Below are 13,369 nucleotides of genomic sequence, written 5' to 3' on the forward strand. Positions count from 1 at the left end.
AACTTCATATTTTCCTACATGAGCCCAATCCATCTGTCCTTGTTTTCCTGGAGGAGTCTCAAACCGTAAGGTTGCTTGTTTCTTTGGACTTTCTCTAAATGGCCTAACATAATCCCTTAATATAGTCGTCTTACCTGAGTAACCTAGAGCTCCAATCTCATCGAGTAATACCTCACAGTTAGTGGTTCCTTCTTTTATCCTTTGCAAAATATATTGCTTATAAGGATCTAGTTTACTTCCTTTAGTGTCCACCTTCTTTTTAGCAGGTAAACTTTCTTGATTTATGTATTTTCGTATGGTCTTTGGATCAAACCCTGTTTCCTCAGAGATTGCTTTAATAGTCCATCCTTTCTGATATAATTCTCTAATCATAAAAAATTCCCCAATCTTGATCATTAGTTTCTCCACTCCGATTTATCTAGTATCGAAACTAATTCTCCGTTATTTTAGGGGAATTTGGAACCGTTGTTATTAGGGATTTTATCACCGTTGATTACAATGATGAAGATTTGCAAGCAGAGGGCGATATTATACCGCATAAAGCATATGCTTTTCTTTCAAAAGTTTTGGATTCGCCAGAAATAGAGTTCTTTTTTGAATGGTTAGGATTTTGCTTGATTAAAGGTTATCCGCTCCAGAAGTTTTTACTCCTACAAGGGCCAGGCGGTAACGGAAAAAGCGTACTGATTAACTTTATCAGTGCCATATTAGGCGAGAAAGAGAATGTTTCCAATATGACGCTTGATACATTAGAAAATGAAAAATTCGGAAGGGTTCACTTGTATGGAAAACACCTTAATGCCTTTGCTGATATTGACGCTTCTTTCTTTAAAAATTCATCCTTTATAAAAGCCTTAACAGGGGATGATTATATTTATGCTGAATACAAGGGCAGAGATGAACAGCTAATTGTTTTAATCCAGATATTTAACCAGGCTCACATAAAGGCACAGTTGGAAAATCCTCCCCAAACAGCCCCCAATACCTCCCCCAAATAGTTAGAGGAGAATACATGATTATACAAAGCAGAAATAAAAGAAAAAACCCTAGAAGCGTTGATATAACGCGGTTTCTAGGGTTTTTGTCAATGCTCTTTAAAGAGCAAATCAATTAACGTGAGTAATCATCTACATTCGTTAAAACCCTAGTATTCAAGGGGGTTGAAGGCTGTATTTTTAAAACCTCCCCTAATTTATAAATTTAGTACCTCCGAAAAAATTTACAGATTCTTCTTCCAAGGCTTTGTAGTTATGACTATAAGTATCCCAAATCATTTGAGGAATATTTCCTAACCGTTCAGCTATCACATTAACAGACTGTTTTTTACTGATTAGGATTGTTGCGTGGGTATGGCGTAACCCATGAGGTGTGATGGATTTTAAACCTGTCTTTTTGATGATCCTGTCAAAGCTATACTTGATGGTGTTTTCTCCTGTAGGAGTTCCCGTTTGATATGAAATAAAAACAAAGTCATTTTTACCAAATGACAGCATTGTCTGTTTACACCAAGTACGCCCAGTAACATTCCTTGTACCAGTTGTGCCTTATTGATCGAAAGAAACGCTTCCTGTTGGGTTGTCATAAAACCTGACTCTTCTCACATTCAATTTTCAAATCCTATGTATACTCTGTAAAACAAAAGAAAAGCTTACTCCAAAAAGCCGTGACTCACGACTTTTTGGGTCAGCTCATGTTTTTCCTTATTAATTCAAGCTAGTAAAGGTTTTAGGATTATGATGTTTTGATAGTAATGTCTTCTTGTTCTTGTTCATTGCTTACAGGGGAATTTTTAACCGGAGGATCGACTAAAACCTTTTTCATATTGTCTTGTAGATACGTCACAATATCATCAGGTGTATTTTTAGGAACTGCTAAGTAATACCAAGCGGAGAAGTCGTGATCTTTAAATTCAAAATCAATTCCGGCTTTTTCTAGTTCCTCTGCAATAGTTGGAACATCTGGAAATAAATCAAGTCGTTCAGGTGTAAAGATACCCAGAACCTTTAATTGTCCATTTTGAATGTATTCTGCTGATTCCATTGGATGTACTGCTGCAATATCAATATGCCCCCCAATAATTGCCGCAATGGATTCATTATTTGCTTTAAATGGAACATTTGTTGTTTTGATTCCGGCAGCGTTAAATAAGGCAGCATGCGCCAAATCATTTACTGTACCTACCCCAGGATGGCCAACTTTCAGCGTTTTTCCTTTTGAATCGTTAATGAGATCCTGAATGGAATTGATTTTACTCTTGCCATCTACAACCAATAGTAATGGATTATACACAACACTTGAGATAAATTTAAAATCATCCATTTTGTAATCTAATTGTTTTAATAGTGGCTGCACCGTAAGTGTTGTGCCGGTAACAAGGCCGACAGTATATCCATCTCCAGTTGCTTTTGCTGTTTCAGATGCTCCAATCGTTCCGCTTGCACCCGCACGGTTCACAACAACCATGGATTCTCCAAGGTATTTTTGGGCTGATTCTGCAACCGCTCTACCTACTGTATCCGTACTACCACCAGCAGCGAAAGGAACGATTAGATTAAGAGATTTTTTAGGGAAATCGAGTTTTGTTTCAGTAGATGCAGACTTTTAATTTGATTGAGTAGATTCTGAGGTTTGATTTGAGTTACAGCCTACTAGTATTGTAGAGATCAACCAGAATGCCCAAAAAAGTTTTTTCAATTTTATTTTTTTCATTATCTACTCCACTCCCCACAATTTTCTTATTGCTTGAAGACAAGACAATTATTTTTCTAAAGTTGATCAGATTTCATCACTGCCTTTAAACCATCTCTGTGCATTCAAAAGCATCATATCTTTAATCTGTGCTTCAGTGACTCCTAGTTCGATTAATTCAGGGACAATTTCATCCATAATATAAGACATCGTCCACTTGGGTCTTTTTTTCATTTCGCTTTCCGGAAACCAATCCGTAGAGCAACAGTAGTCCTGAGATAAAAACATTCTATTTGAAAAACCCTGCTTAACCAATTCGATAACGGTTGTATTTCGTTTTTCAGATGACATTCTGGCGGTTATTCCATAACGATCCATTCCAATAAACGCTCCATAAGAAAGAACTTTTACTATATATTCCAAGTTATCTGTATCCCCAGTATGTCCAATGAGAATACTATTGGGCGCAACACCTTCTTCCCTGAAAATTTCCAGTTGCCTAATTCCATTCATACTTTGTGGATGTGAGTGTGTCATGATGGGCACACCCGTTACTTGATGAGCTTGTGCCACAGCTCGTATTACTTTTTCAACATCAGGGGTAAATCCCTGTTCGTCTGTTGCACATTTCAGAAATCCTGCTTTTATCGAAGTATTTTGAATACCAACTTCTATGTCTCTGATAAAAACTTGTGCCATGTAATCAATATTCCTATTTTGAAAATGTTGGGGGAGATCGTTAAATGTGTAAATTCCTGTTGCACAAATAATCTGCATCTCTGTTTCAAGGGCAACCTTTTCCATAAAGTGAACATCTCTTCCAATCCCCATGACTGTCGGGTCACAAATGGTTTTGATCCCCTGCATCTTTACCCTGTTTACTTGTTCTACCGCATTCTTAAATTCTTTTTCTTCATCATAAATATGAGGAAACTGAACGCGTACAGCTTCAGAACAAATTCGTAAATGTTCATGTACTAATGTCCTTCCAAGTTCTGAAAAATCTATTTTACCAGTTACAGTATTCACATATTTCATCGTATGAATCTCCTTTTTATAGTTTCTTAGATAAGTAAGGTGCAAAACAGTATTCTTTTACATATCCATAACAGATTCATCATGAGAATATTCGGATGTGACCTGTTCAGTTTTATTTAGAATAGTAACTATAATTCCAAATACATAACAAATAGATCCAAAGATTAATACTGCACCGCTTAGTTGCATATGTTCTGCCATAAATCCTACAATAGTAGGTGTAAGAGCCCCTCCTATCCGTCCTATATTAAATGTAAGTCCAACCCCAGTTGATCTTAAATGTGTCGGATATAATTCTCCTAGGTAAGCGCCGAATGTTCCCCAATAACCATAAATAACGAAACCAAATATGATTCCTACTAGAAAAAGGAAGGTTATATTTTGAATGAGCATATAGGCGATAATAAGTACGATTGAAAGAGATTGTCCTAGCAATAAAGTGAACTTTCTAGAATATTTATCTGATAAATATCCACCAACTTGGTGACCAAACACAGCACCAATATTTAAAACGATTAGAAACCAACTTGCCATCCCAAGCGACAAATTATGACTTTTCACTAAAAAAGTGGGTATCCAAGACGAAGCAGCCCAATATGCGCCTAAATTAAACAGTAAAAGTAAACTTGCCAATATAGTTCGTTTTGCGTAACCATCTTTAAAAAGCATCCATAGAGTAAAGGTACTTTTTTCTTCCTTCACTTTTTTTGTTTTTTCCTTCCAATTTGGTGGTTCCTTTAATCCTCTCCTAAACATTAATATAATAAATGCAGGCAATATACCTATTAGGAACAGAACTCTCCATCCAAATGCAGGTAAAATTAAGAATCCAAGTAATGACGCAATAGCATACCCTACAGGATAACCACTATGAACAAAAGAAGTTGCCTTTGCCCTATGCCTTTTTGGCCAATATTCAGAAATTAGTGAGGCTCCAAGTCCCCATTCGCCTCCTAATCCAAGTCCAACAAAAAATCGAAAAATTCCAAGCTGTACTGGATCTTGTGCAAAAGCTGAAATACCAGTAAAAATTGAAAAAAAGATGACAGTAAATGTTAACATTCTTACCCTGCCAAAATAATCACCCAAAATGCCACAGCCAATTCCTCCTACCATCATTCCTACTAATGTTGCAGAACTAATAAGACCTGCTTCTCCAGTTGACATATTCCATTGTGTTAATAAAAGTGGAATAACAAGGGCCAAGAGCATGGCATCCATTGAATCCATGCACCAGCCTGCAAAAGATGTCCATAAACTTTTCCATTAGGTTTTTCCTACTTCAGGGTCATTTCTTACATTTGAAGAATAAATCATCATTTTCCTCCTCGCATATTAAGTAAAAGCTTTATCTCTAAAGTTTTGTAGAACCTCCTTTTAAATAAATTTAGAACATTCGCTAAATGTAAGCGTTTGAATTTTTTTCAAGAGCAAATGGGAATAAGGAGAAAAGCATGATTATTGAAAGCGGAAGAAAAAATCATCAGCAATGACCATACAGCTACGTTTAGTTAATAAATCTTTCAATTTTGACAAAATACTGATATTTCATAATCTTGTATTCTTATGATAAACAAACACTTTACAAATGTACAATATATTTCTAATATTAATATCATATCCCCAGCATATGATAATTGAAAAAATGATAAAATAAACTATGGTTATATTAATCAGAAAATTTAGAATATATGGATAGGTCAGGTGAAAACGAGTGGACTTTAGAAATTTTAAGTATTTTGAAGCAGTGGCAAGGTTAGGAAACATTACAAGGGCTGCTAAGGAATTAAACATGTCACAACCACCCCTTAGCCAACAAATTCTAAATATGGAGAATAATCTGGGGGTAATGTTATTTGAACGACACAAAAAGGGAGTCATTTTGACTGAAGAAGGAAAACTCCTTTTACAAAAGGTAACTCCTATCCTTCGTCAATATCATGAACTTCTTGGCTATTTATCAGATCCTCAAAATTTAGTTATGGGAAATATTACGTTAGCTATTTTACCCGTTTTTTCGGCTACGATAGGTGAGGCGTTGGCACATATATGGAGCGAAAACATAAATATTCATTTTTCAATTAAAGAAGGCCATTCAAAAACAATCGTTTCATTAGTACAAAGTGGAGAAGCTCATTTGGGGATTACTCGTTTACCTATCCATAATACAGAACTTAATTATTCTATCCTAGGAAACGATCCTATTCGAGTTGTTCTTCGTAAAGATGATCCATTAATTGCAAAGGAGAAAATTTTACCGAGGGATTTAAAGGGGAGGCCATTGGTTTTAATTCGTGGAAGTACTACCCATAGTGCTTTCGCACAAATTGTCCAGAGGTTTGAAGAAGCTAAGATAAAACCTACTATCATCGGACATACAGAAACTGTTCTTACACTTCTTAAGATGGTGAAACATGGACCGGGAATCGGACTTGCTCCGCAGTCTGGTTGTTACCAATCGACAGATGGTTTAGAAATAGTACCATTTGGAGAATCGGAGATTTACATACCTACTGCTGTTATATGGCGGCAAAATGAGACGAATCCTACGGTATTAAAATTAAAGAACTTAATCACTAAGTATTGCGCTATTAAGTGACGTTTCTTAGTTTAGTAGAAAAAACATTCCCATCTCTGTTTTTTAGGAGATGGATTTTTTATAACTGTTTAGACTTAGGTATTGTTATTTTTATAAATTGGGTTTTTACGTTGATATTCATAAAACATACGAGTTACATATGGATAACATATCATTTTGGTATTTTACATATTGATAACTATTTTTTACACTTTTATCAAAGGATGAAATTCAAAATGTTCAAAAAATTATAGGAGGTATATCCCTTTAGACGTTTATTTTTTGATTCTTTAACAATTTACATCTCATTAAACAAATAAAATTAGTAACAATTTGTTTTTTATTAAATTGTTACCATTTCCAAAGGAGCGACTATATGGGGAATTTAAATAATGCTGTCAGCTGGATAACAGGAGCCACCGGGAGTATAGGAGGTGCGGCATGTAAAGCTTTAGCAAGATCAGGTAGTCACGTAGTCGTTTCTGATATAGATTTCGACCGTGCTCAGGACCTTTCTATCCAATTAAAAGATTTAGGTGTCGAGGCTTTACCCATTCAACTAGACGTCTCAGATCAAAAAGGTGTTGAATCTGTTGCAAAGGTTATAAAAGATACGTTTGGGCGATTGGACATTCTGGTAAATGGTGCGGGTATATCTCCAAAAGGAGAAAACGGACGAGTTCCAGTGGAAAACATGGATGTAGAAGAATGGCATAGAGTGATAAACATCAACTTACATGGAGCATTTTATACCTCGCAGGCTGCTGTTAAATTAATGAAGGAAAATCAAAGTGGTCATATTGTGAATATTGCCTCTCAAGCTGGAAGATCCTATAGTGCCGTTACTGGAGCTCATTATGCTGTTAGTAAAGCAGGTCTTATTTCTCTTACGCGTCAAATGGCTGGAGAACTCGGTCCAAGTGGAATTTATGTAAATGCAGTTGCCCCAGGACGCATTGACACTCCAATGATTAAAGATGTTGCAGAAGAAGTAAACCGACAAATAATAAATAATATTCCATTAAGACGACTAGGAACACCTGAAGAGGTGGCAAATACTATTCTATTTCTAGTTACTCCTCAATCAAGTTATCTTACTGGAGTAGTTATAGACATAAATGGTGGAAGATTGATGATATAGTAATTAATTTTGTTGGGGATTGTTAAAATACACCAGGGAAGCATTTCATTGAAATGAATTGGAGGAATTATTGGTGAAAGCCTTACTTAAACAAAGCTTTGATCCTGGAGATGTTTTATTGCAACAAGTAGTTAAACCAGAACCGGGCCATAATGAAGTGGTCATTAAAATACACTTTGCCGGCATTTGTGGAACGGACATGAAAATATATGATGGACATTATCATGCTTATAAGAATCCTTTGGTCCTTGGACACGAATTTAGTGGTCAAGTTGCAGAAGTTGGTACTGGTGTGCAGGATTTAGTGATCGGCACGAATGTTGTGGCCCGTACGATTTATTCTTCATGCGGGAAATGTGAATCATGTTTTGGAGGAAGAGAAAACCTTTGTACGGAAAAGACTCGAATTGGTTTTGATCATGATGGAGTTTTTACTGAATATGTAAAAGTTAATAAAGATCAAATCCACGTTCTGCCTAAAGAAATTGATTTGGTTACAGCAGCATTATTAGAACCTTTTACAGTAGTGGTACATGCTTTGAATCAAATTACAATTAGGCCATCCGATGTGGTCCTTGTGATTGGTCCTGGGCCGATTGGACTTATGACAGTACTTCTTTGTAAAGCTTACGGTGCTACAGTTGTTGTAGCTGGACTTAAGCAAGACAAGAAGAGACTTGAGTTAGCTCAAAAAGTGGGAGCTGATTTGGTTTTAGTTTCTGATCAAAATAATAGTGAGGCTTCATTATTGGATTTAACAGACGGCCAAGGCCCAAACATTGTTTTGGAGTGCTCAGGGACTGCAGGAGGCGTAAATCAAGGTTTAGAGTTATGCAGAAGAGGCGGCCAATATGTACAAATAGGCACTCGGAGCACACCCATAACTGTTGATTTTATGAAAATTGGTTATAAGGAAATTAAAGTTATTGGGAGTATTGGACACACGAAACTTGATTGGGAAAACTCGATTCGTATTGTTCAAGATGGAAAAGTCGATTTTTCACGTCTGATTGATCATTTTTATTACCTAGAGCAGTGGGAAGAGGCCTTTCAAGCTTTTAAAAACAAAGAGCAGACCAAGGTACTCTTTAAGCTATAAGTTGGTCCTTAGTAGATTTCTAACCATATCTTTTCTATAAAAATACTAATTCATAGGAGGAATAGTTATGCAGCGTCATGGAGGTTATATGTTAGTTGATACACTTATTAGACATGGAGTAACTCATGTTTTTGGAATGCCAGGGGGACAGGCAAATGCATTTTATGATGCATTATATCAACGTAAAGAAGATATCACTCATATTTTGATTAGAGATGAAACTACAGCAGGTTTAGCAGCAGATTCATTTTCGCGAGTAACAGGTCGAATTGGTGTTTGTGATGCTACTGTAGGCCCAGGAGCTACTAAATTCCCTTCCGGACTAATGGAAGCTTTTAATAGTTCAGTACCTATTCTAGTACTTGTAAGTGATCACCCACAAAATTCTGTTCTATTGCAACAATATGGACGTATTAGCCAAGGTGGAAATCAACTTGAAATGTTAAAGCCTTTTGCTAAAGAGACATTTAATGTTCCAAGTATTGAAATGCTTTCTAAAGTAGTAGGTGCTGCTATTCATACGGCAGTTTCAGGTCGTCCTGGCCCAGTTGTTGTTCAGATACCTCAAAATGTTTTCCAAGCGACAACAGATTTGGAACCGCTATCAGGAACTAGTAATCACCCTAAATTCAGATGTTCTGCACCTGAATCTGAAATTGCTAAAGCAGTACATCTCCTTACAGCTGCTAAGAAGCCTATTATTCTTGCAGGCGGAGGTCTTCAACTTTCTCAAGCTTATGATGAGATTGCCCAATTATCAGAGAATTATAAGATTCCAGTCGTAACGACATTGACTGGTAAAGGAAGTGTGGCTGAAACTAGTGACTTATGCCTTGGAGTACTGGGTGAGCTAGGAAGTCCATGTGCAAAAGTAGTTGCTGACCAAGCAGATGTAATTCTTGCAATTGGATATAAGCATTCTCAAAATAGCTCTTATCGTTGGACTTGGCCAAGAGCGGATCAGGAATTAATTCATATCGATGTGGATCCTGCTGAATTCGGACGAGTGATTAACGCAGATGTTGCATTATGGGGAGATGCACGCGAAGTCCTAAAACAAATCTTAGTGGAGTTGAAGGGTTCAAACTTCGAAACTTCTAGTGAATGGTTAAATGTAGTCAAAGTAGAAAAAGAGAAGTGGTTACTAGCTCGCACTGAGGAGTGCTACAGTAAAAATAATCCTATTTGGCCTCAAGCTGCTGTTCAAGCTATAGTGGACCAATTGGGAGAAAATGATTTTGTTACTTGCGATGCTGGTTTTTCAAGTGGCTGGGCTGGAGGTTTCCTGGAATTAAAAAGACAAGGTCGTCAAATCATTCTTCCACGTGGAGCTGCGGGATTAGGTTCTTCTCTGCCATTTGCTCTTGGAGTAGCTATGGCTCGTCCAGGATCACGTATAATAGCTATTAGCGGTGATGGTGCATTTAGTTACAATGTTGGTGAACTAGCAACTCTTAAACAACTAAATTTACCAATTATCAATGTAGTCTTTAATAATGCAGTTTTATCATGGTCAAAATGGACACAGCAACTTAATTTCGATAGAAATAATCAATCTGTTGAGTTAGGAAGTTACGAGTTTGGAACGATTGCTGAAAGTTATGGAATCGTTGGAGAAAACGTTCGAAACATAGAAGATTTAGGACCAATCTTGAAACGTGAACTTGCAGCAAACCGTCCAAGTGTAATTAATGTGTATACAGATGAATGGCAAGCTCCAACTATGCCTTATCGTGAGGCCATGAAAAAGGCGAAACAAGGACCAGTAACTAGTCAAGCATACTAAACATTTCTTTCATTCAGATGTTGTTATTGTTTTTCCATAATTTTATCTAAAGGAGAGAATTTAGTATGTTAGTACAATCAAAAGTGTTGTTTAACTATATCGGGGGAGAATGGGTAGAAGGTTCTACTACTAAAACACAGCCTGTTTATAACCCTGCAACAGGAGAAATAATCGCAGAAGTACCTCTTTCTGCAAAAGAAGATGTAGACAAAGCCGTACAAGTGGCAAACGAAGCCTTTCAATCATGGTCACAAGTCGCAGTTCCAAAGCGTGCTCGTATTCTATTTAAATATCAGCAATTGTTAGTAGACAACTGGGATGAACTTGCTAGATTAATTACTATTGAAAATGGAAAAAGTTTCAAAGAAGCCCATGGTGAAGTATTACGAGGAATTGAGTGTGTAGAATTTGCATCTGGTGCACCAACATTAATGATGGGAAAACAACTTCCAGATATAGCTACTAATATTGAATCTGGTATGTATCGTTATCCAATCGGAGTGGTAGGCGGTATTACCCCGTTTAACTTTCCAATGATGGTACCATGTTGGATGTTTCCACTTGCAATTGCATGCGGCAACACATTTGTCTTAAAGCCATCAGAGCGTACTCCACTTTTAGCTAACCGTCTTGCGGAGCTATTTAATGAAGCAGGATTACCAAAAGGTGTTTTGAACATCGTTCACGGTGCGCATGATGTAGTAAATGGGTTACTTGAGCATAAACTTGTCAAAGCAATCTCATTCGTAGGCTCACAGCCAGTGGCAGAATACGTGTACAAAAAGGGAACGGAAAATTTGAAGCGTGTTCAAGCATTAGCAGGTGCAAAAAATCACTCCATCGTGTTAAATGATGCGGATCTTGCAGATGCTGCTTCCCAAATTTTTAGTGCAGCATTTGGATCTGCAGGTGAGCGCTGTATGGCTGCCTCTGTTGTAACAGTACAGGAAGAAGTTGCAGATGCACTGATTCAAAGATTAGTAGAAACAGCGAACAACATCGTAATCGGAAACGGATTGGAAGAAACCGTATTCCTAGGGCCAGTGATACGTGATGAACATAAGAAGCGCACGTTGGGCTATATTGAATCAGGCGTTCAAGATGGAGCCCGCCTCATTCGTGACGGAAGGAAAGACGCAGCGGTAAAAGGTGATGGTTATTTTGTTGGACCGACTATTTTTGATCATGTTACACAAGAAATGAAAATCTGGCAGGATGAGATCTTTGCACCAGTATTATCTGTAATACGCGTCAAAACATTAGAAGAGGCTATTGAAATTGCAAACAATTCTAGATTTGCAAACGGTGCTTGTATCTATACGAACGATGCCAGAAGCGTACGTAAGTTTCGTGAAACCATCCACTCTGGTATGTTAGGAGTTAATATTGGAGTACCAGCACCAATGGCGTTTTTCCCATTCTCCGGGTGGAAAGATTCTTTCTACGGTGATCTTCATGCGAATGGTACGGACGGAGTGGAGTTCTATACAAGAAAGAAAATGGTGACGGCAAGATATTAAAACATAAGTGTGTAAATGGTATTTGATTAAGCGACCTTATTATTCTTTTTAGAATTTAAAAGGTCGCTTCAATGATTTTTATTATTGGTATTATGTTGTTATTTTAATAACTAAAGAGTTCAAACGATGTAAGAGACCTGTTTTATTCAATGAAAGTACGTTAATCCCGGTAAAGGGTGGATTATTATATAGGTGAAATTCTAAATCGAAACGTAGAATAGGCCGTTTTTTAGGTATTATGATTGGCATGGAACTTGCAAGTTATAAAAGTAGTTAAACTAAAGGGGGAGTAATTATGAGGAAGAGAATACTTACAGCTTTAATGTTAGTATTGGTTTTAATTTTAGGAGCATGTACACAGTCATCAAATGGTTCTGGTAAAAATGAAAGCGGAAACATAAAAGTTGGTGCGGTTCTTCCATTGACAGGACCAGCAGCCCTGTATGGACAGCAAACATTAGATGGTGCGAAATTGGCAGCCAAAATGATTAATGATGATGGCGGGATATTAAAAGGACGCAAAATTACCTTAGTAACTGAAGATGATCAATCAAAGCCGGAGTTAGGTGTAACGAAATTTAAGAAATTAATTGAAAGTGACAGAGTTAATGCCATTACTGGAGGGGCAAACAGTTCCGTTACCATGGCAACAAAAGATGTTGCTAAAAATAAATTATTAAATGTTGTTACTGTTTCAAAAGCTCCAGAGATTATGACCGACCGTGATTCATTCCGTTTCCGACTAAATAGTACCAATGATATGGATGGAAAGGCTTTCCACAAGTTTATTGCAGAACAGCTTAAACCTAAAACGGTTGCGGTCATCGCTGAAAACACTGATTATGGTCAAGCTGAATTAAAGGCCTTGAAGAAAAACTGGTCTGGTAGTGGGAAACCCAAAATCGTCGCAACTGAGTTTTTTGACTTTACTGAAACAGATTTTACTAACCCGTTAACAAAGTTAAAGTCAGCCAATGCTGATGCATTATATGTTGTTGGTGCTGGCATTGAAATAAATTCAGCGATTTTCAAACAAGCACATCAGCTTGGTTTTAATAACACGATGAAGTTACTAGCACCCGGTTGTATCAATTCAAAAATGGTGGAGTTAGCAGGTGATGTTGCAGAAGGAATCATTTCTGCCGACCTATATCAAAATACCATTGATAATGAGATGAACAAAGAATTTGTAGCCGCATTTGAAAAAGAATACAATCATAAACCGGAAAAAACGGAAATGTTAGGTTTTGAATCCATCTGGTTTGTGGCAAAAGCAATGGATAAAGCAGGATCGTCCACTGACTATAAGGCTATATCTAAAGCTTTAGAAAGTGAAGATTGGCAGTCACCAAGAGGTGATTTAAAGTTTGAGAACGGCCAAGCTTTAGGAGAAGTTATCCCATTAACTGTTAAGGATGGTAAAGTAGTTCCATATCAACAGTAGATTGATAGACACTAACCAAATAGCTTCTATTGGAGAAGCTATTTGGTTAAAAATTCAATGATTTCCTTGTTTATT

General features: G+C 37.1%; 11 protein-coding genes and 1 pseudogene. 7 read left to right on the plus strand and 5 right to left on the minus strand.

The genetic code is table 11. From position 1 onward, the window contains the following. The coding region (locus KW850_RS16940) for a terminase gpP N-terminus-related DNA-binding protein (RefSeq protein ID WP_483862186.1) at positions 1-396 on the minus strand (396 nt) is incomplete at its 3' end. A 218-nt stretch (positions 397-614) separates the two neighbouring features. Between KW850_RS16940 and KW850_RS16945 the strand changes: the two genes are divergently transcribed. Further along, positions 615-998: a DUF5906 domain-containing protein gene (locus KW850_RS16945; protein ID WP_218348770.1), complete on the plus strand. Its 384-nt coding sequence runs from the start codon at positions 615-617 to the stop codon at positions 996-998. Positions 999-1,110: 112 nt separating this feature from the next. Here KW850_RS16945 and KW850_RS16950 read toward each other — a convergent pair. From KW850_RS16950 to KW850_RS16965, 4 genes and pseudogenes are all read right to left on the minus strand, one after another. Next, positions 1,111-1,514 (minus strand): annotated as a pseudogene (locus KW850_RS16950) (tyrosine-type recombinase/integrase); the annotation flags it as partial. A 217-nt stretch (positions 1,515-1,731) separates the two neighbouring features. Next, positions 1,732-2,547, minus strand: a complete 816-nt coding sequence (locus KW850_RS16955; RefSeq protein ID WP_218349000.1) for a tripartite tricarboxylate transporter substrate binding protein — start codon at positions 2,545-2,547, stop codon at positions 1,732-1,734. 228 nt (positions 2,548-2,775) lie between these two features. Then, entirely contained in the window at positions 2,776-3,726 is a 951-nt protein-coding gene (locus KW850_RS16960; RefSeq protein ID WP_098934811.1) for a phosphotriesterase family protein, read from the minus strand. Between the two features lie 57 nt (positions 3,727-3,783). Then, positions 3,784-4,956, minus strand: a complete 1,173-nt coding sequence (locus tag KW850_RS16965; RefSeq protein ID WP_218348772.1) for an MFS transporter — start codon at positions 4,954-4,956, stop codon at positions 3,784-3,786. Between the two features lie 484 nt (positions 4,957-5,440). Between KW850_RS16965 and KW850_RS16970 the strand changes: the two genes are divergently transcribed. The 6 genes from KW850_RS16970 to KW850_RS16995 all read left to right on the plus strand — a co-directional run bounded on the left by KW850_RS16970 (position 5,441) and on the right by KW850_RS16995 (position 13,294). After that, positions 5,441-6,325, plus strand: a complete 885-nt coding sequence (locus tag KW850_RS16970; protein ID WP_098934809.1) for a LysR family transcriptional regulator — start codon at positions 5,441-5,443, stop codon at positions 6,323-6,325. A 355-nt stretch (positions 6,326-6,680) separates the two neighbouring features. Next, positions 6,681-7,445, plus strand: coding sequence for an SDR family NAD(P)-dependent oxidoreductase (locus tag KW850_RS16975; protein ID WP_098934808.1), 765 nt, complete (start codon positions 6,681-6,683; stop codon positions 7,443-7,445). Positions 7,446-7,518: 73 nt separating this feature from the next. After that, complete coding sequence (locus KW850_RS16980) at positions 7,519-8,544, plus strand: zinc-dependent alcohol dehydrogenase (protein ID WP_218348773.1); 1,026 nt, start codon at positions 7,519-7,521, stop codon at positions 8,542-8,544. Positions 8,545-8,611: 67 nt separating this feature from the next. Then, entirely contained in the window at positions 8,612-10,330 is a 1,719-nt protein-coding gene (locus tag KW850_RS16985; protein ID WP_098934806.1) for a thiamine pyrophosphate-binding protein, read from the plus strand. 65 nt (positions 10,331-10,395) lie between these two features. Continuing rightward, positions 10,396-11,850 (plus strand): CoA-acylating methylmalonate-semialdehyde dehydrogenase, encoded by a 1,455-nt coding sequence (locus KW850_RS16990; protein WP_218348774.1) that lies wholly within the window; start codon positions 10,396-10,398, stop codon positions 11,848-11,850. A gap of 295 nt (positions 11,851-12,145) precedes the next feature. Next, positions 12,146-13,294 (plus strand): ABC transporter substrate-binding protein, encoded by a 1,149-nt coding sequence (locus KW850_RS16995; RefSeq protein ID WP_218348775.1) that lies wholly within the window; start codon positions 12,146-12,148, stop codon positions 13,292-13,294. Positions 13,295-13,369 lie beyond the last annotated feature (75 nt).

It is taken from the genome of Bacillus sp. sid0103, assembly GCF_019219025.1.

Bases quoted from the DNA above. Each gene is read 5' to 3' on its own strand.
- KW850_RS16975 (WP_098934808.1), top strand. From the start codon at position 6,681: ATGGGGAATTTAAATAATGCTGTCAGCTGGATAACAGGAGCCACCGGG.
- KW850_RS16995 (WP_218348775.1), top strand. From the start codon at position 12,146: ATGAGGAAGAGAATACTTACAGCTTTAATGTTAGTATTGGTTTTAATT.
- KW850_RS16985 (WP_098934806.1), top strand. From the start codon at position 8,612: ATGCAGCGTCATGGAGGTTATATGTTAGTTGATACACTTATTAGACAT.
- KW850_RS16960 (WP_098934811.1), bottom strand. From the start codon at position 3,726: ATGAAATATGTGAATACTGTAACTGGTAAAATAGATTTTTCAGAACTT.
- KW850_RS16965 (WP_218348772.1), bottom strand. From the start codon at position 4,956: ATGGATTCAATGGATGCCATGCTCTTGGCCCTTGTTATTCCACTTTTA.
- KW850_RS16990 (WP_218348774.1), top strand. From the start codon at position 10,396: ATGTTAGTACAATCAAAAGTGTTGTTTAACTATATCGGGGGAGAATGG.